Origin of the sequence: Amycolatopsis sp. lyj-109 (assembly GCF_046548995.1) — a bacterium.
In the GTDB taxonomy this organism is placed as follows: Bacteria; Actinomycetota; Actinomycetes; order Mycobacteriales; family Pseudonocardiaceae; genus Amycolatopsis.
Window position 1 is genome coordinate 1 of the sequence record NZ_JAJPWR010000015.1, and the last position, 16,587, is coordinate 16,587.

Consider the following 16,587-nt stretch of genomic DNA (forward strand, 5'->3'; position numbering starts at 1 on the left):
CCCCGCCCGCACCTGCTCCCAAAACCGCACCCGCACATCCCGCAACAACGGCACCCGACCTACCCGACCAGCCACAACACCCTCCAACCATCGGTGTTGCAACCACCCCATGAACCCAAGCCGCCTTCGGTGCGTCAGACGCACCGAAGGCCACATTGGGGCGCCCGGGGTCAGCGCAGGGTGACCGACAGCGCCTGCGCGATCTCCTTGCCGATCGCGTGCGTGGCCGCATCCGGCGGCGACCCCACCTTCACCACCATCGGCCCCCCGAACGGCTGCCGCTCCACGACCTCGATGCGTTCGCCCAGGTTGATCGCGTGTTCCGTCAGGTACCTCAGCAGCTCCGGGTCCGTGTCCCAGACCCGGACGATCTCGCCGACCGCGCCCGGCGGGAGGTCGTCCAGGATGCGGACCGGCAGCTCCTCCACGCTGCCGTCCGGGGCCGGGATCGGGTCGCCGTGCGGGTCGCGGACCGGGTTGCCCAGCTTGGCCGCGATGCGCTCGACAAGCCTGTCCGACACCGCGTGCTCCAGCGCGTCCGCCTCCGCGTGGACCTCGTCCCACGTGTAGCCGAGCTCCGACACCAGGTACGTCTCGATCAGCCGGTGCCGCCGGAGCACCGAACGCGCCAGCAGCCTGCCGTCGGCCGTGAGCTCGATGCCGCGGTACGGGGCGTGGGTGACCAGGCCGAGCTGGGACAGCTTCGTGACCATCCCCGACGCCGAGGACGGGCTGACCTCCAGCCGGCCGGCGAGCGACGCGTTGGTGACCGCCTCTCCCCGCTCGACCAGGCCGTAGATCACCCGGACGTAGTCCTCGACCGACGAGGACCTCCGGACCGAACCATCTCCCATACCGCATACGATACGGGGCCGGGTTCTTTCTCGTGAAAGTTCACGTTCGCCAGCGGTAGCGGATCCAGCCCGGGACCGGCTCGGCGCCGAGCTGGGCGTAGAACGCCTCCCCCTTTTCGTTGCCTTCCTGCATGTCCCACTCGACGCGGCCGGTCGTACGGGTGCGCAGCTCGTCGAGCAGTTCGCTGCCGAGCCCGTAGCGCCGGTGCGCGGGCCGGACGAACAGGTCGTCCAGCCAGATCCCCGGCCGCGCCTCCCAGGTGGAGAAGTTCCAGCTGCAGAACGCGAAGCCGGCGACCGTCCCCGGCTCGCCGGGTGGGGTCGCGATCAGCACCCAGGCCTTCGGGTCCGGCCCGAACAGGTGCCCGCTCATCTCGGCGCGGTCCAGCTTCAGGTCGTGGTTGTCCTCGTAGACGGCGTGCTCCTCGATGAGCGCGCAGATTTCCTCGATGTCTTCGAAGACGGCGTCGCGGACGGGCATCGCGGCTCCTTTTTGTCGGTGGTGGTCGTTACGGTCGCGGGTGGAGGTGGTCGATGTCACCAGAGGAGAAGTTCGAGGACCTGGTCGACGAGTTCACCGGACGTCCGGGCATCACGCCACCCGGCACGACCGGCGGGTTCGGGCGCTCGGCGCTGCGTGCGCACGGCCGGATCTTCGCGATGTTCGTCCGCGGGCGGCTGGTGCTCAAGCTGCCTCGCGCGCGAGTCGACGAGCTCGTGGAGGGCGGGCACGGGGTGCGTTTCGACGCCAACAAGGGCACCCCGATGAAGGAATGGCTGGCGCTGGCCCCGGGGTCGCCACACCCCTGGGCCGCGCTGGCCGAGGAAGCACTCGAACACGTGGGGAGGTGAGTCATCAGGCTTGGTAACGCAGTTCGCCGCCGACGGCGGTGCCTTGCACGCTGAGTTCTTCAAAAGCGTGGTCGTCCAAAGCGGACTCGTCCAGGGGCGAACCGGACAACACGGCGAAATCGGCGAGCTTCCCGGGCTCGAGCGTGCCCAGGTCACGCTCGGCGAAGGTCGCGTACGCCGAGCCGGACGTGTATGCGCGCAACGCCTGCTCCGGCGTCAGCGCCTCTTCGAGTCCGAAGGGAGCGCCTGACGCGGTGCGCCGACGCACCATGTCGGCCAGGGCGAGCAGCGGCGCGCCGTTCACGACGGGCCGGTCCGAGGACGCGGGCAGCACGCACCCCGCGTCGAGCACGCTTCGCAGCCGGTAGCACCACGGGACGCGGGCTTCACCGAGCGCGGCGCGCATGCCGTCGCCGAGCTCGTTGACGAACCTTCCCTGCGGCGATGGGATGAGCCCGAGCGAGGCGAGCCGGGTCAGCTCCGCGGGCTGGAGCACCGCGCAGTGCTCGATGCGGTGCCGGTGGTCCATGCGCGGCGAAGCGGCCAACGCGGCTTCGTAGGCGTCGAGGACGACGGTGATCGCACGGTCGCCGATCGCGTGCGTCGCGATCTGCCAGCCCGCTTCATGGGCGCGGCGGATCGTGCGGGCCAGCTCGTCCTCGGGCACCTGGAAGTAGCCGCGGTTGTCCAGCCCGCCGGCGTCTGAGGCAGTTTCAGCGCCGTCGAAGGGCTCGTGCATCGCGCAGGTGCGCCCGACCAGGGAGCCGTCGGCGAACAACTTCATCGGGCCGACGCGCAGCCACTCGTCGCCGAGGCCGGTGCGCAGGCCGAGGTCGAGGCCGAAGCCGGCGTTGTCGGGCAGGTCGTGCAGCACGCTCGCGGCGACCATCACCGTGCTGCGCACGCGCAGCACGCCGCGATCGCGCGCCTCCTGGTAAGCGGCCAATTCCGCGGGTGTCTCACCGACCAGGCCGCCGCCGATCCCGGCTTCCTGGACGCTGGTGATACCCTCGGCCAGGTACTGCTCGGACGCCCGGCCGAGGCCGCGCACGACCCGCTCGACGGGGGTCGGGTAGGTGAGCGGCCGCAGCAGCAGCTGCGCCTGCTCGCGCAGCAGGCCGGTCGGCGAGCCGTCGGCGGCAAGCACGATGTCGCCGCCGACCGGGACGTTCGCCAGGTCGAGCCGGTCGAGCACGGCCGAGTTGACCACGGTCATGTGCCCGGACATGTGCTTGAGCCGCACGAGCATGCCCGGCGCGGCGCGGTCGAGGCCGCGGGAGTCCGGGTGCCCGCCGGCGAGCTTGTTCTGGTCGTACCCGCTGCCGATCACCCAGCTCCCGGCCGGCAGCGTCGCGGCGCGCGCGGCGACGGCGTCGTAGACCTCCTCGACGCTGCGGCAGTCGCTGAGCGGCACGTCGTCGAGGCCCATGCCGAACCACGCCATGTGGTTGTGGGCGTCGTGGAAGCCGGGCACGACGAACCCGCCGGCGAGGTCGACGCGCGAGCGCGCCGAAAGCGAGAGAGCGTCGTCCCCCAGCGCGACCACCCGGCCGTGCAGCACGGCGAGAGCGCTGGTGACGCCTTCGCCCGTCCACACCGTGGCGTTCTCGTAGACCGCATCGACCCGCATGAGTCCAGAGGCTATCGATCGATCGATCGAACGTCTAGCATCGCCCTCATGCCCACCGTGGACTTCGCCGTCGAGGACGGCATCGCGCAGATCCGGCTGAACCGGCCCGAGCGGCTGAACGCGGTCGCGGCCGTGCTGGTCGACGACTTCCTCGCCGCCCTCGACGCCGCCGCCCGCAGCGACGCCCGCGTCGTGGTCCTGTCCGGGAACGGCCGGGCCTTCTGCGCCGGCCACGACCTCAAGGAACCCACCCCCGAGGGTGACTCGCGGACGCGGCTGGACCGGCTCCAGGACGTCACGCGGCGGCTGCGCGGGCTGCGCCAGCCGGTGATCGCGGCGGTGCACGGCTACGCGATCGGCGCCGGCGCGGAGTTCGCGCTCGGCTGCGACCTGATCCTGGCCGCCGAGGACGCCGTGTTCGCCTTCCCCGAGGTCTCGCTCGGGTTGAGCGTCACCGGCGCGGCGTCGCGGCTGCTCCCGCTGCTGGTCGGTCCGCTCAAGGCGAAGGAGCTCCTGCTGCTCGGTGAGCGCTTCGACGGGCGGAAGGCCGCCGAACTGGGCATGGTCAACGCGGCCGTGCCGGCGGAGCAGCTCCAGGCCGAAGCGCTGGGCTGGGCCCAGCGGATCGCCGAGCACCCGCCCGCCGCGGCGGCCATGGCGAAGCGCGTCCTCGACACTCCGATCGACGTCGAGCCCGCCCTCGAACTCGAGGTCAGCCACGCCCTGATCACCGAGCACTCGGCCGCCGTCGCCGCGTCCACCGAAGCCTTCCGGAGCCGGGCGTGACGCCGCTGTCCGACATCGGGACCCTCGCGCAGCTCGTCACCCGGGCCGCCGCGTTGTGGCCCGGGCGCACCGCCTGGCTGTTCGACGAAACCGGACAGCGCTTCACGTTCGCCGAGGTCGACCGGGAAAGCTCACGAATCGCCGCGGCGCTGGCGGAACGCGGGATCGGCCAGGGCGACCGGGTCGCCGTGATGCTGCGCAACCAGCCGGAGTTCCCGCTGATCTGGCTCGCGCTGGCGAAGATCGGCGCGCAGCTGGTGCCGGTCAACACGAACTACCAGGAGTTCGACGGCGCCCACGTCCTCCGCCACTCCGGTGCGAAGCTGGCCGTCGCCGCACCCGAATTCACCGCCCTCCTCACCCGCATCGCCCTCACCGAAGTCATCACCCCGGCGTCGCTTTCACGTGAAAGCGACCACCTGGGGGCGTCGCTTTCACGTGAAAGCGGCGCCTTCGCGCCGGTGCCGGAGACGCCGGTCAACATCCAGTACACCTCCGGGACCACTGGGGCACCCAAGGGCTGCGTCCTGCCGAACCGCTACTGGACCACCCTCGCGGTGAGCCTGGCCACCGACTTCCCGGCCGTCGGCGAGGACGACGTCATCCTGACCGCGCAGCCGTTCCACTACATCGATCCACAGTGGAACGTCGCGTTGGGACTCGCCGGGGGCGCCACCCTGGTCGTGCTGGACCGCTTCCACCCCAGCACGTTCTGGGCGAAGGTGCGCGAGCACGGCGTCACCTGGTTCTACTGCCTCGGCCTGATGCCGACGCTGCTGCTGCGCCAGGAACCCTCCGAAGCCGACCGCGACCACCGGGTCCGCGCGATCTGCGCGTCGGCGATCCCGCACGACCTGCACGCCGAACTGGAGGCCCGCTGGGGCGTGCCGTGGTACGAGGCGTTCGGGATGACCGAAACCGGCGGCGACATCCGGATGACCGCCGCCGACCACGACGAGACCGTCGGCACCGGCTGCATCGGGCGGCCCGGCCGCGACCGTGAGGTGCTGATCGCCGGCGACGACGGGAAGCCGGTGCCGCGCGGGGAAACCGGGCAGCTGCTGATCCGCGGCATCGGGCTGATGCACGGCTACCACGACGATCCGGACGCGACGGCGAAAGCGTTCGAAAACGGCTGGTTCCACACCGGCGACCTCGCCCGGATGGACGCCGCCGGCCGCGTCTACTACGTCGGCCGAACCAAGGACATGATCCGCCGCAGCGGCGAAAACGTCTCGGCCGACGAGGTCGAGCGCGCGCTGCTGCTGCACCCGGCGGTGCGGCTGGCGGCCGTCGTCGCGGTGCCCGACGAACTGCGCGGCGAGGAGATCAAGGCGTACGTCGTGTGCGACGGCGACCGGCCGGACCCCGCCGAGCTCGCCGCGTTCTGCGCCGGAAAGCTGGCCTACTTCAAGGTTCCGCGGTTCTGGGCGTTCGCCGGCGCGCTGCCGATGACGCCGTCGGAGCGGGTGGCCAAGGGCGAGCTGCGCAAGGTCGCGGACCCGCGGGCCGGCTCCTGGGACGCGAAGGCGGAAGCATGGCTGTGAGCACCCGGGAGCGGATACGCGCGGCGGCGGTGAAGCTGTTCGCCACCAAGGGCTTCCACGGCACCGGCATCCGGGATCTGGCGCAGGAGGCGGAACTGTCCTCGGCCAGCCTGTACCACTACATGGGCACCAAGGAGGATCTGCTCGCGGAGATCATGCGCACCGCGCTGAACCGGCTGCTCGACGCCGCCCGCGAGGCGACCGCGGGTGGCGGCGACCCGGTGCACCGGCTGCGCACGCTGGTCGCGCTGCACGTCCTCGCGCACGCCGTCGGACCGGCGGAAACCCGGGTGGTGGACAACGAAGTCGACGTGCTGTCCCCGGCCGCGCGCGAGCCGGTGGTGGCCCTGCGGGACACCTACGAACGGCTGTGGGCGGCCACGATCGACGAAGGTGTGGTGGCGGGGGTGTTCCGTGTGGAGCACCCGGCGGTGACCCGGCTCGCCCTGCTCGAGATGTGCAGCGGCGTCGCGAGGTGGTATTCCCCACGTGGCCCGCTGGCGCTGGACGAGCTGGCGGAGCACTACGCGGAACTGGCGTCGAGGGCGCTGGGCTGCACGTCCACGCCCGGCGTGACCGACTTGCGACGGTGCCGGGAAATCGTCGCGAAAGAGTGGGGCGTGTCCGTTTAGCGGCGCTTTTACCTGTGTACGCCTTGCCCAGACGGCGTGCGTGGGGGACGCTCGAAGGGTGACTGAGGAAACGATCCAACTGGAACTGGACGACTCGGGTCTCGCGCCGGGCCTCCCGGCGCCGGAAAGCCCCCGCGATCAGGTGCAGGATGTCCCCTATCGCCCCGTCGAGTTCCGCGATGACGATCTCCCCACCGCCCTGGCACGGTGCTCCGCATGGCTACGGCAGGCGCAGGAGTGGCTGGGCGAGCCGCTCGACGTCCTGGCCATCCACCTCGACTACGACGACCGTCAGGGTTCGCCGTACTACGACGTGAAGCTCCTGTGCAACGAAGAGGACCTCGCGGGCGTCCCGATCGCGATTCGCAACAAGAAGTAAGCAGACCCGAAGTGCCGTCAAGGCCGCCAGGACGGCGGTCTTGACGGCTTCTCGCGTTCCAGGGTCTCAGCCCAGAGTGCTGCCGACCTTCACGTGCCCCTTGAGCAGGTTGCGGGCGATCGTCCGGCGCTGGATCTCGTCGGTGCCCTCGTAGATGCGCAGCAGCCGCAGCTCGCGGTACCACCGCTCGACCGGCAGCTCGCGCGTGTAGCCCATGCCGCCGTGGATCTGCAGGACGCGGTCGACGATTTCGTTGGCCTTCTGGCCGCCGTACAGCTTCGCCATCGACTGCGCATGCCGCGAATCCAGGCCCTGGTCGACCTGCCAGGCGGCGTGCAGCACCAGCCAGCGCAGCGCTTCCAGCTCGACGCCGGAGTCGGCGATCATCCACTGGATGGCCTGCCGCTCGGCGATCTTCTGCCCGAACGTCTCGCGGGTGTTGGCGTGCTCGATGGCCATCGAGATCAGCCGTTCACACGAGCCGATCGCGCGGGCGGGCAGCAGGTAGCGGCCCTGGCCGATCCACTGCATGGCGAGCTCGAAGCCGCGGCCCTCTTCGCCGAGGATCTGCGTTTCCGGGACGCGGACGTCCTGGAAGATCAGCGACGCCGGGCCCCATTCGCCCATGGTGTCGATGTACTCGGACTTCCAGCCGGCCTCGCGGTCGACGAGGAAGCAGGTGACGCCGCCGTTCGCGCCCTTCTCCGGGTCGGTGATGGCGAAGACCATGGTGAAGTCGGCCTCGTTGCCACCGGTGATGAAGGTCTTCTCGCCGTTGATGATCCAGTCGCTGCCGTCCTTGCGGGCGGTGGTCCGGATGGCCTTGGCGTCCGACCCGGCACCCGGCTCGGTGATCGCGAAGCAGGACTTGCGCTCGCCCGAGATCGTCGGCAGCAGGTAGGTCTGCTTCTGCTCTTCGTTGGCGTGGAACAGGATGTTGTCGGCGGCACCGCCGAAGCGGAACGGCACGAAGGTCCGGCCGAGCTCGGCCTCCAGCAGCGCGGCCATCACGGCGGACAGGCCCATGCCGCCGTACTCCTCCGGAGTCAGCACGCCCCAGAAGCCGGACTCCTTCGCCTTGAGCTGGAGGTCCTTGAGCTCCTCGCCGGTCAGGCCGGGCTGGTGGGCGCGCTCGCGCCGGAGGACTTCCTGCTCGAGCGGGATCAGCTCCCGCTGGACGAAGGTGCGGACCCAGTCGCGCACTTCCCGTTCTTCGGTGCTGAGTGAAAAGTCCATGACGTGGCTGCTCCTCCGACCAACACTGACACTGGCTAAGCGCTTGCTTACTCTCCATAGTGCGTCACCGGGCCCATCGACGCAAGAATCACTCCGCGTGCGTGGTGGCCAGTTTCACCAAGGTCCGCAGGTTCGCGTCCGGCAGGTACGCCCGGGTGAGCGCCATGCCGATCCGCGGAAGGTCGCCTTCGTCGCGGTAAGCCAGGTACATCGGCTCGTGGCGCGGGTTGAACTTCGCCTTGAACGCGTGCAGCGACCGGAACCCGTACACCGGTTCCAGCTCCCGGCCCAGCACGTCCAGCAGCCGCTCGACCGGCGCCGCTTCGGTGTCCGATCCGGACCGCGCCAGCGGCGCACCCGACAGCGACACGAACCGCATCCCGTCCGCTTTGAACGCCAGCAGGGCGGAGCCGATCAAGAACTCCATGGCGGGCCGGAACCCGTCGCCGCGGCGGCGCATGAGGTCGAGGGTCCAGCCGTGGACCTCGCCACCCGGGCCGTGCACCGGTAGCCACGACGTGACCCCGTGCACGCTGCCCTCGGCGTCGACGGCCAGCCCGACCCGGGTCGCCGGATCCAGCGCCTCCTCCATGCTGCCGAGCGTGAAGCCCATTTCCGGCATGCCTTTGTCGCCGACCCACTCGTCGCAGATGGCGCGGACCTGGCTGCGGACGCCCCACGGCTCGTCGGCCAGCACGACGTGGCGGTAGCTCATCCCTTCCTTCGTGGCCCGGTTGAGCGCCGAGCGCACGTTCTGCCACTTCCGGCCCCGCAGCTCGAGGCCCGCCAGGTCGACCAGGGTGTCCTCGGCGATCCGCACCCGGCTCCAGCCCAGCTCCGCGGCGGCGTCGGCGACCGGCCGGGTGACGGAGAACAGGCACGGCACGAGGCCGGCGTGCTCGCAGGCCGCGGCGAACGCGCGAACCGCGCCGGCCGCGGATCCGGCCGGTCCGATCGGGTCGCCGAGGCCGACGGCCACCCCGGCGTGGCGCCGGTAAGCGAGAACCGACTGCCCGTCCGGGGTGCGGAAGTGCGCATTGTCGGGCCAGGTGGCCATCCAGGACAGCGTGCCGCCGCCGTGCCGGCCGAGCAGCTCCCGGGCGGCGGCCGCGTCGGCCCCGCCGATCCCCGCGGCCACGCCGAAAACGCGGCGCACCGGGGCCCGGAACGCCCAGCGGGTCAGGACGAGCAGCGCCAGCTCGGCCGCCCACAGCACGGAGCCGGTCATCGTGAGCGCCTTCTCCGCCGTGGACTCCTGGCCGAACGCGAACCCGAGCACGGCCACCGCACCGGCGAGCACGTTGATCGAGGCGAGCGTCGTCGCACCCCACCACGCCACCCGCCGGCCATTGCGCAGCCCGTTCGCCAGGAGCGCGACGAGGGCGATGTTGACGGCGATGCCCCAGCCGGTGTCCTCGCCGCCGGTGGTGCCCAGCGGGCTCTCCGCCGGGAACAGCCAGAGCACCAGTTCGGCGACGGCGATCAGCGCGAGGCCGGTGGCGGCGAACAGGCGCCATTCGCGGCGCCCGGCCCGCACCCGGCCCGGCCGGCCGACGTGGTGGCCGCCGGCCAGGCGGCGGCTCAGGGGCAGGGCGATCGCGACGGCCCACAGGTGCTCGAGGTCGGCGAGCCCGCCGAGGAACAGGAAGGACACGCCGACGTAGACCCACAGCCCGGCGCGCAGCCGCAGCCGCCACGGCGAGCGCAGCGTCGCCGACACCGCCGCCGCGCACGCGAGCGCACCGGCGGAGAAACCCGCGTCGACGTGGGTGGCGAGGCTGTGCGCCCACGACCATCCGGTGTCCCGGAACACCAGGAGCGTCAGCGCGGCACCGAGCACGCCGGCCAGCTGGCCGAGCCCGCAGATCGCCGCGGTCCGCCCGGTGCCCAGCCGCCACTCCGCACTGCCGACGAAGACGGCGAACGAGAGCAGCACCGGCAGGTAGAAGATCGGCGTGAGGGCGAGGAACGAGCCGGTCACCGGAGTCCACCACCAGCCGTCGGCCAGCGCGGGCAGGCCGTAGCCGACGTGGCCGAACCACGTCCGGTCGCTCGCGGCGTCCCACAGCGTGCCGGTGGCGAGGCCGGCGACGACGATCGCGACCAGCACGCCGGTCGTGAACGGCAGCCGCCGGCCCAGCACCGTGGCCAGGGCTTGGACGCGCGCCGGCGTCGCCGACGGGGTCGTCGCGGACTCAGTGGTCGTGAGCGAGCTGCTCATCGCTGTCTCCTGGGAAGTCCTCCGCGGCACTTTCACGTGAAAGTGCCGGTTCTCGGAGTCGAGGATCCGCCGGATGGTCCGGGCCGGGCACCGGGCCAGCCCCTCCGGCGGCAGGGGTTAACCCTCGCCTACGCCGGCAGTTCCGCCCGGACGACGGTTCCGCCGCCGGCGGGGCTCACCACGGTCAAGTGGCCGCGGAGCGCCTCGACGCGGTCGGTGAGACCACGCAGCCCGGAGCCCGCGGCGGGGTCCACCCCGCCCACCCCGTCGTCGGCGATCTCGATGACCGCCATCGGACCGTCGCGCCGGACCCGCACGGTCACGACGCCGGCCCGCGCGTGCTTGGCCACATTGGCCAGTGCCTCGGACGCGACGAAGTACGCGGCGAACTCGATCGGCTGGGGCAGCCGCGGGCCGGCGGCGTACTCCACCGTCGCAGGCACCGCCGAGCGGGTGGCGAGCGCCTCGAGGGCGACGTCCAGCCCCTGGTCGAGGGCGGCCGGGTGGATGCCGCGGGCGAGCTCGCGCAGTTCGGCCAGTGAGCGGGCGAGCTGGTCGCTGGCCGACGTGACGAGCTGTTCGGCGTCCGTCGGGTCGCGCCGGATCTGCCGCTGAATCAGCGAAAGCTGCATCGCGAGCGTGACCAGGCCCTGCTGGGCGCCGTCGTGCAGGTTGCGCTCGATGCGACGGCGTTCGGCGTCACCGGCGGCGATGATCCGCTCGCGGGAGTGCTCGACCTCGGCGAGGCGCCGCCGGGCTTCGGTGTGCAGGTGCTGGTTCTCCAGCGCGATCGTCGCCGCGGCGGTGACCGCGTCGACCAGCTCGGGATCGTCGTCGAGGGACCGGTCGTAGACGAGCACGGCGACCCGGCTGCCGTCGCGCTCGACACCGGCCACCGACTGCGATGTTCCGGCGCCGGGCAGGGTGACCGGGCTGCCGTCCAGGTCAGTGTAGGCGCCCGAGGTGGTCGCGTAGCCGACCACCAGGTCCGGGTCGCCGAGTGCCTTGGCCAACGCGCCGCGCAGGTCGTCGGGCTGCAGGGTGCGCAGCCCGCGGAACAGGTCGGCCAGCCCGCCCCGGGCCAGCCGGGACCGCAGCAGCCCGGCCAGGAACGCGGTCGGCACCGTGAGCAGCGAGCACACCCCGATCCAGAGGAGCAGCATCGACTTCTCCCCGGTCAGGAACTGCGCCGCGAGCAGCCACCCGAACAGCAGCAGACAGGCGGCGCCCGCAACGCCCGGCACCAGCGCGCGCCGGCCGGGCGTCGACGCCGAGCGCCAGCGCAGTGCCACGACCGCGGCGGTGCCGGCCACGGCGGCCAGCAGGGTGGCGCGCTGGGCGACGTCGACGATCTCGGCGGTCCGCTCGTGGGGCCAGAGCGCGAGCGGGTTGCCCGGCACCCCGCCGAACAGCAGGAACAGCGGGGCCAGGACGGCCAGCTCCAGCAGGACCGCACCGGCCAGTACCCGGTCCGTCGTGGTGCGCACCCGCCCGCCGGTGAGGAAGGTCAGCACGAGCAGGACGAAGGGCAGGACCCAGAGGTCCGGCAGCCACAGGGCGACGACCTGTGCGGGCGGCCAATCGAGCTGGCTCAGCAGCGGGCTGACGAAGAAGGCGAAGCCGGTGATGGTCATCAGCAGCCCGCTGTGGTTGTCGGGCCGGCGGCGCCAGGCGATCAGCCCGCAGGCGGCGAAGGAGCCGCCGATCAGCCGGAACGCGACGTCGATCGCCTCGACGGGCGCGCCGTTCGAGAACAGCACCGGGAGGAGCGCGCCGAACTCGGCCGCGAGCGCCACGACCCAGAACAGGAGCCAGAAGACCGGCCCGTGCCCTACGCGGGCAAACCGGTGGGTGCCGTGGACCTGCCCGCCGGGAAACGCCGTATCCGAAGCCATGACCTGTCCTGCTGTGCTCGACCGCTCCCCCTGGCAGCCGCACGGTAGTGCAGGACCGGCCCGCCCGGTACCGCTGAACCGCCGCCGGTCGCAGGGTTGTCCCTGTAGCTGCCGGGGTGGCGGCGCTGCCACCATGGCGGGATGGTTCCCCGGGTGCTGATCGTGGACGACCACGCCGCGTTCCGGTCGTTCGCCCACCGTGTCCTGGTGGCCGACGGGCTGGTCGTGGTCGGCGAGGCGGCCGACGGCGTGGCGGCGATCGCGGCCGCGTCCCGGCTGCGGCCCGATGTGGTCCTGCTGGACGTCGGGCTGCCCGGCATGGACGGCTTCGCCGTCGCCGCGGCCCTGGACGCGCAGGACGAAGCGCCGGCCGTGGTCCTGGTGTCCAGCCGCTCCCGGACCGACTACGGGTCCCTCGTCGACACCAGCAGCGCCGTCGGGTTCATCCCGAAGTCCGCGCTGAGCGGCGACCTCGTCCGCCGGCTGCTGGAGCCCGGGACGTGACGACGCCCGAGCCGGACTGCGCCCGGATCGTCGACGCCGCCGACGAATTCCGGCGCCGGCTCGAACGGCAGCTGCACGACGGCGCCCAGCAGCGTCTCGGTTCCGCCGCGCTGGCCCTGGGCCTGGCCGGCCGGACACTCACCGGTGACGCGGCCGCGATCGTCGCCGAAGCGAGGGAAGAACTCGCCCTGGCCATGGCAGAGTTGCGGGAACTGGCCCGCGACATCTACCCGGTGCTGCTGGCCGAAGCCGGGTTGGCGCCGGCGCTCGCCTCGCTCACCGACCGGTGCCCGGTGCCTGCCGTGGTCTCGGCCGTGCCCGGCGGGCGGCTACCCGGGCCGGTGGAACGGACCTGCTACTTCGTGGTTTTCGAAGCGTTGAAGAACGTGGCCGGGCACGCGTCCGCCACCCGGGCCGAGGTCGTGGTCCGCGAGCAAGGAGGTCAGGTGAGCGTCGAAGTGAGCGACGACGGCGCCGGGGGCGCCGACCCGGCCGGGCCGGGACTGAGCGGGCTGGCCGACCGCGTGGCCGCCCACGGGGGCCGGCTGCGGGTCGAGAGCCCCCGCGGCCGTGGCACTCGAGTGCGGGCCGACGTGCCATGCGGGTGATGATCGCCGATGACGCCGTGCTCTTCCGCGAAGGCGTGGCACGGGTGCTCGCCGAAGCCGGGTTCGACGTCGTGGCCCAGGTCGGCGACGCCGTGTCGTTGCTCAACCGGGTGCGCGAGGATCCACCGGACGCCGTCGTCGTCGACATCCGGATGCCGCCGACGCACACCACCGAGGGCCTGGACGCGGCCAGGGACCTGCACGAGCGGCACCCGTCGGTCGGGGTGCTGGTGCTGTCGGCCCACGTCGAACCGCACTACGCGCTGCAGCTGATCGAATCCGGCGCGCGCGGTGCCGGTTACCTGCTCAAGGAACGCGTCGCCGACCTCGACGAGCTGACCGACGCCGTCCGCCGGGTCGCGGCCGGCGGACTGGTCATCGACCCGTCCGTGGTCGCGCAGCTGGTCGGGCGCCAACGCACCCGCAGCCCGCTCGACGAGCTGACCGACCGCGAGCGGGAGGTGCTCGAGGTGATGGCCGAAGGGCGCTCCAACCAGGCCATCTGCCAGCGGCTCTACCTGAGCCAGAAAACCGTGGAGGCCTACGTGCGTTCGGTGTTCACCAAGCTCGGGCTGCACCAGGGTGCCGACGACAACCGGCGGGTCCTCGCGGTGCTGACCTACCTGCGCGGCTGAGACGCACGCCGAAGTGGCCGGACCCGTTCCCGGATCCGGCCACCGACGCCCCGCCTCAGGCGTCCCGGCGCTTGGCCACCGCGACCGCGATCGCCAGCAGGACACCGCTGACCGCCGCGAAGTAGCCCATCGCCGCCCACGGCTGCTCGGTCAGCCCCGCGCCGTCCGCGGGCCGGCCGCCGAGCAGGAAGTTCTTGGCGGCCTGGAACGGCAGCCAGCGGGCCGCCGGCTCGAACCCGGGGATCATGGCGAGCAGCGACTCGACCATCATCGCCCAGGTCAGCACCAGCGCCACCGCGCCGGCGGTGTGCCGGACCAGGATGCCCACCGCGACGGCGAACACCGCGGCCACCAGGTAGACCAGGCCGACCCCGCCGACCTGACGCCATTCGGCGGGCCCGTGCAACGCGAGATCGCTGCCCGGCATCAGGACCAGGCCCAGCGCCCAGCTGCCGAACGCGGCGAGCAGGCCGACCAGCCCGGCGGCGAGCGCGACGACCAGCGTCTTGGCCAGCAGCACGGCACCGCGGGCCGGCGCGGCCAGGAACGTCGTCCTGATCATGCCGACGGAGTACTCCGTGGTCACCGCGAGGGTCGCCATCACCATGACCACGGCCATGCCGAGGCCGTAGCCGAGCTGGGTCGACGGGACCCCGGAGAACCCGGTTTCCTGGTTGCCCGCCATGGAAATCGAGCCCACGCCGATGGTGGCGACGACGCCGAACGCGGCGCTCCACCACGGCGACCTGATCGTCGTCAGCTTGATCCGTTCGGCTGCGATGAGGGACATGGTGGTCACCTTCCCGCCGCGGCGAGCACCGCGGAGTCGTTCCGGGCACCGGCGGATGCGCCGGCGCTGTACTCGACGTCGTGCCCCGTGATGTGCATGAACGCCTCTTCGAGCGAGCCGCGCTGCAGCGCCAGCTCGTGCAGCACCAGCCCGGCGCCCGCGGCCAGCTCGCCCACCCGGGCGATGTCGGTGCCGGTGACGACCAGCGACCGGTCGTCGCCGGCGTCGGCTCGCACGTCGATTCCTTGCTGCATCAGCACTTCCGCCAGATCGAGCAGCTGGGGGCTGCGCACCCGCACGGTCGAGGTGACGGCGCCGTCGACGAACTCGGCGGTCGAGCTCTCGGCGATCAGCCTGCCCCGCCCGATGACGACCAGGTCGGTCGCGGTGAGGGCCATCTCCGGGAGCAGGTGGCTGGACACCAGCACGCTGCGCCCTTCGGCGGCGAGGTCCCGCATGAACCGGCGGATCCACACGATGCCTTCCGGGTCCAGTCCGTTGACCGGCTCGTCGAACAGCAGGACCCCCGGGTCGCCCAGCAGCGCGCCGGCGATGCCGAGCCGCTGGGACATGCCGAGCGAGAAGGTGCCGGCGCGGCGGCCGGCGACCGCGGTCAGCCCGACCTGGTCGAGCACCTCGTCCACCCGGGCGGCCGGCAACCGGTTCGAGCGGGCGAGCCAGCGCAGGTGGGCACGGGCGGATCGGTTGGGGTGCACCCACTTCGCGTCGAGCAGCGCGCCGACCTCGCGCAGCGGGTGCCGCAGGTCCTCGTACGGTCTGCCCCCGATCAGGGCGTGCCCCGACGTCGGCCGGTCCAGCCCGAGGATCATCCGCATGGTCGTCGACTTGCCGGCGCCGTTCGGGCCGAGGAAGCCGGTGACGCGGCCCGGCTGGATGGTGAAGGACAGGTCGTCGACGGCGAGCGTCGGGCCGTAGCGCTTGGTGAGTCCGCGGGTTTCGATCATGAGTTCCTCCTCGTGGCGCTGTCGAGATGCCACTGTGCCCCCCGCACCCACCGCGTCGGCAGCGGGAAAACCCTGTCCACCACGGGGAAAACCCTCACCGGACGCCGGGGGCCGCCCGCTATCGGCGCGACTGCCCCTTGGCCCACTGTGGACCGGAACCCAGCCTCCGGGAGGAACCGATGTCAGCGATCACCGCGTGGACCCGCCGCCACCGCCTCACCGTGTTCTTCGGTCTCGCCTTCGCCGTTTCCTGGTGGGCCTGGCCGTTCTACGTCGCCGGCAGCTCGCCGACGCCCTTCTTCGCCTGTGGCCCCGTGGTCGCGGCGATCGTCGTCATCGCCGTCGCCGACGGCCGGGCCGGCTACCGCGACCTGTTCGCGCGGCTGACCCGCTGGCGGGTCGGCTGGACGTGGTGGGCGGTGGCCATCGGGATGCCGTTGGCCGTGCTGGCCGTCGCCTCGGTCGCGAACGTGACGCTCTGGGGTGCGCCCGCCCCCGACCTCGGCCGCCTCGCCTGGGCCGACATCGGGCTGGTCGTCGCGTTCCGGTTCGTCGACCCGCTCGACGGGCCGTTCGGCGAGGAGCCGGGCTGGCGGGCCTACGCCCTGCCGCGGCTGCAGGAGAAGTGGTCCCCGCTCCGCGCCGCCACCACCCTCGGCGTGGTGGCGGCCCTGTGGCACCTGCCGCTGGTCACCTCGGGCATGCTCGCCCCGATCGGCCTCGTCGTGACCTTCGCGATCACCCTGGTCTACGTGTGGCTGGTCAACCACACCGGCGGGAGCGCGTTGATGGCGCTGGTCTTCCACGTCGCCCAGGGCGCGATCAGCTACGCCGCGCTCGGCTTCACCGGAGCCGACGCCGACCGGATGGACTGGCTCACCGGCGCGCTGTGGTGCCTGATCGCCGCCGGCTTGGTGCTGGCCGACCGCCCGGCGTGGCGCACCACGCCGGCCGCCCACGCTGGACCGTCGTCGACGAGCACGGCTGCCCTGTCCGGATAACCCCAGACCTCGCCCGGAATCCGTGACAACGGCTTCCGGGCCCGGAAGGATC

Annotated in this window: 17 protein-coding genes; 9 read left to right on the top strand and 8 right to left on the bottom strand. The window is 72.2% G+C overall.

What is annotated here, in order from left to right; all coding sequences use genetic code 11:
• Positions 1-170 precede the first annotated feature (170 nt).
• Both ACLJQF_RS29955 and ACLJQF_RS29960 read right to left on the bottom strand, forming a co-directional pair.
• Entirely contained in the window at positions 171-854 is a 684-nt protein-coding gene (locus ACLJQF_RS29955) for a metal-dependent transcriptional regulator (RefSeq protein ID WP_086839591.1), read from the bottom strand.
• A gap of 40 nt (positions 855-894) precedes the next feature.
• Positions 895-1,335, bottom strand: coding sequence for a GNAT family N-acetyltransferase (locus ACLJQF_RS29960; RefSeq protein WP_410613687.1), 441 nt, complete (start codon positions 1,333-1,335; stop codon positions 895-897).
• 53 nt (positions 1,336-1,388) lie between these two features.
• On the opposite strand from ACLJQF_RS29960, the gene ACLJQF_RS29965 reads away from it, so the two are divergent.
• A complete protein-coding gene (locus ACLJQF_RS29965) occupies positions 1,389-1,706 on the top strand; it encodes a hypothetical protein (RefSeq protein WP_410613688.1) in 318 nt (105 codons plus the stop codon).
• A gap of 4 nt (positions 1,707-1,710) precedes the next feature.
• On the opposite strand, the gene ACLJQF_RS29970 is transcribed toward ACLJQF_RS29965, so the two are convergent.
• The gene (locus ACLJQF_RS29970) at positions 1,711-3,336 is read right to left on the bottom strand and encodes an amidohydrolase (RefSeq protein WP_410613689.1); all 1,626 of its coding nucleotides are present in this window, start codon (positions 3,334-3,336) and stop codon (positions 1,711-1,713) included.
• Between the two features lie 48 nt (positions 3,337-3,384).
• Here ACLJQF_RS29970 and ACLJQF_RS29975 point away from each other — a divergent pair, with 48 nt between their 5' ends.
• Genes ACLJQF_RS29975 through ACLJQF_RS29990 form a run of 4 tightly spaced genes read left to right on the top strand, consistent with a single transcriptional unit; the run spans position 3,385 to position 6,680 of the window.
• The gene (locus tag ACLJQF_RS29975) at positions 3,385-4,122 is read left to right on the top strand and encodes an enoyl-CoA hydratase/isomerase family protein (RefSeq protein WP_410613690.1); all 738 of its coding nucleotides are present in this window, start codon (positions 3,385-3,387) and stop codon (positions 4,120-4,122) included.
• A complete protein-coding gene (locus ACLJQF_RS29980) occupies positions 4,119-5,669 on the top strand; it encodes an ATP-dependent acyl-CoA ligase (RefSeq protein ID WP_410613691.1) in 1,551 nt (516 codons plus the stop codon). Before ACLJQF_RS29975 ends, ACLJQF_RS29980 begins: the two co-directional genes overlap by 4 nt.
• Entirely contained in the window at positions 5,666-6,301 is a 636-nt protein-coding gene (locus ACLJQF_RS29985) for a TetR/AcrR family transcriptional regulator (RefSeq protein ID WP_410613913.1), read from the top strand. Before ACLJQF_RS29980 ends, ACLJQF_RS29985 begins: the two co-directional genes overlap by 4 nt.
• 58 nt (positions 6,302-6,359) lie before the next feature.
• Positions 6,360-6,680: a hypothetical protein gene (locus ACLJQF_RS29990; protein ID WP_020641584.1), complete on the top strand. Its 321-nt coding sequence runs from the start codon at positions 6,360-6,362 to the stop codon at positions 6,678-6,680.
• Positions 6,681-6,746: 66 nt separating this feature from the next.
• Here ACLJQF_RS29990 and ACLJQF_RS29995 read toward each other — a convergent pair whose 3' ends face one another.
• The 3 genes from ACLJQF_RS29995 to ACLJQF_RS30005 form a co-directional block, all read right to left on the bottom strand.
• Positions 6,747-7,916: an acyl-CoA dehydrogenase family protein gene (locus ACLJQF_RS29995; RefSeq protein WP_410613692.1), complete on the bottom strand. Its 1,170-nt coding sequence runs from the start codon at positions 7,914-7,916 to the stop codon at positions 6,747-6,749.
• Positions 7,917-8,004: 88 nt separating this feature from the next.
• Positions 8,005-10,137, bottom strand: a complete 2,133-nt coding sequence (locus ACLJQF_RS30000) for a bifunctional lysylphosphatidylglycerol flippase/synthetase MprF (protein ID WP_410613693.1) — start codon at positions 10,135-10,137, stop codon at positions 8,005-8,007.
• A 128-nt stretch (positions 10,138-10,265) separates the two neighbouring features.
• Complete coding sequence (locus tag ACLJQF_RS30005; protein WP_410613694.1) at positions 10,266-12,032, bottom strand: sensor histidine kinase; 1,767 nt, start codon at positions 12,030-12,032, stop codon at positions 10,266-10,268.
• 141 nt (positions 12,033-12,173) lie between these two features.
• On the opposite strand from ACLJQF_RS30005, the gene ACLJQF_RS30010 reads away from it, so the two are divergent.
• Genes ACLJQF_RS30010 through ACLJQF_RS30020 form a run of 3 tightly spaced genes read left to right on the top strand, consistent with a single transcriptional unit; the run spans position 12,174 to position 13,779 of the window.
• Positions 12,174-12,536 carry a response regulator gene (locus ACLJQF_RS30010; RefSeq protein ID WP_410613695.1) on the top strand — a complete coding sequence of 121 codons (363 nt, stop codon included), beginning with the start codon at positions 12,174-12,176 and terminating at the stop codon, positions 12,534-12,536.
• Positions 12,533-13,144, top strand: coding sequence for a sensor histidine kinase (locus ACLJQF_RS30015; RefSeq protein WP_410613696.1), 612 nt, complete (start codon positions 12,533-12,535; stop codon positions 13,142-13,144). Before ACLJQF_RS30010 ends, ACLJQF_RS30015 begins: the two co-directional genes overlap by 4 nt.
• The gene (locus tag ACLJQF_RS30020) at positions 13,135-13,779 is read left to right on the top strand and encodes a response regulator transcription factor (RefSeq protein WP_410613697.1); all 645 of its coding nucleotides are present in this window, start codon (positions 13,135-13,137) and stop codon (positions 13,777-13,779) included. The genes ACLJQF_RS30015 and ACLJQF_RS30020 overlap by 10 nt, the downstream gene beginning before the upstream one ends.
• Before the next feature lie 55 nt (positions 13,780-13,834).
• Here the strand turns inward: ACLJQF_RS30020 and ACLJQF_RS30025 are convergent, their stop codons facing one another.
• Both ACLJQF_RS30025 and ACLJQF_RS30030 read right to left on the bottom strand, forming a co-directional pair.
• Positions 13,835-14,569 carry a hypothetical protein gene (locus tag ACLJQF_RS30025; protein WP_410613698.1) on the bottom strand — a complete coding sequence of 245 codons (735 nt, stop codon included), beginning with the start codon at positions 14,567-14,569 and terminating at the stop codon, positions 13,835-13,837.
• Positions 14,570-14,574: 5 nt separating this feature from the next.
• A complete protein-coding gene (locus tag ACLJQF_RS30030) occupies positions 14,575-15,534 on the bottom strand; it encodes an ATP-binding cassette domain-containing protein (RefSeq protein WP_410613699.1) in 960 nt (319 codons plus the stop codon).
• 179 nt (positions 15,535-15,713) lie between these two features.
• Here ACLJQF_RS30030 and ACLJQF_RS30035 point away from each other — a divergent pair, with 179 nt between their 5' ends.
• Positions 15,714-16,535, top strand: coding sequence for a CPBP family intramembrane glutamic endopeptidase (locus ACLJQF_RS30035; RefSeq protein ID WP_410613700.1), 822 nt, complete (start codon positions 15,714-15,716; stop codon positions 16,533-16,535).
• Positions 16,536-16,587 lie beyond the last annotated feature (52 nt).

Bases quoted from the DNA above. Each gene is read 5' to 3' on its own strand.
- ACLJQF_RS30010 (WP_410613695.1), top strand. From the start codon at position 12,174: ATGGTTCCCCGGGTGCTGATCGTGGACGACCACGCCGCGTTCCGGTCG.
- ACLJQF_RS30000 (WP_410613693.1), bottom strand. From the start codon at position 10,137: ATGAGCAGCTCGCTCACGACCACTGAGTCCGCGACGACCCCGTCGGCG.
- ACLJQF_RS29995 (WP_410613692.1), bottom strand. From the start codon at position 7,916: ATGGACTTTTCACTCAGCACCGAAGAACGGGAAGTGCGCGACTGGGTC.
- ACLJQF_RS30030 (WP_410613699.1), bottom strand. From the start codon at position 15,534: ATGATCGAAACCCGCGGACTCACCAAGCGCTACGGCCCGACGCTCGCC.
- ACLJQF_RS30005 (WP_410613694.1), bottom strand. From the start codon at position 12,032: ATGGCTTCGGATACGGCGTTTCCCGGCGGGCAGGTCCACGGCACCCAC.
- ACLJQF_RS30025 (WP_410613698.1), bottom strand. From the start codon at position 14,569: ATGTCCCTCATCGCAGCCGAACGGATCAAGCTGACGACGATCAGGTCG.
- ACLJQF_RS29975 (WP_410613690.1), top strand. From the start codon at position 3,385: ATGCCCACCGTGGACTTCGCCGTCGAGGACGGCATCGCGCAGATCCGG.
- ACLJQF_RS29955 (WP_086839591.1), bottom strand. From the start codon at position 854: ATGGGAGATGGTTCGGTCCGGAGGTCCTCGTCGGTCGAGGACTACGTC.
- ACLJQF_RS30020 (WP_410613697.1), top strand. From the start codon at position 13,135: ATGCGGGTGATGATCGCCGATGACGCCGTGCTCTTCCGCGAAGGCGTG.
- ACLJQF_RS30035 (WP_410613700.1), top strand. From the start codon at position 15,714: ATGTCAGCGATCACCGCGTGGACCCGCCGCCACCGCCTCACCGTGTTC.
- ACLJQF_RS29965 (WP_410613688.1), top strand. From the start codon at position 1,389: ATGTCACCAGAGGAGAAGTTCGAGGACCTGGTCGACGAGTTCACCGGA.
- ACLJQF_RS29970 (WP_410613689.1), bottom strand. From the start codon at position 3,336: ATGCGGGTCGATGCGGTCTACGAGAACGCCACGGTGTGGACGGGCGAA.
- ACLJQF_RS29960 (WP_410613687.1), bottom strand. From the start codon at position 1,335: ATGCCCGTCCGCGACGCCGTCTTCGAAGACATCGAGGAAATCTGCGCG.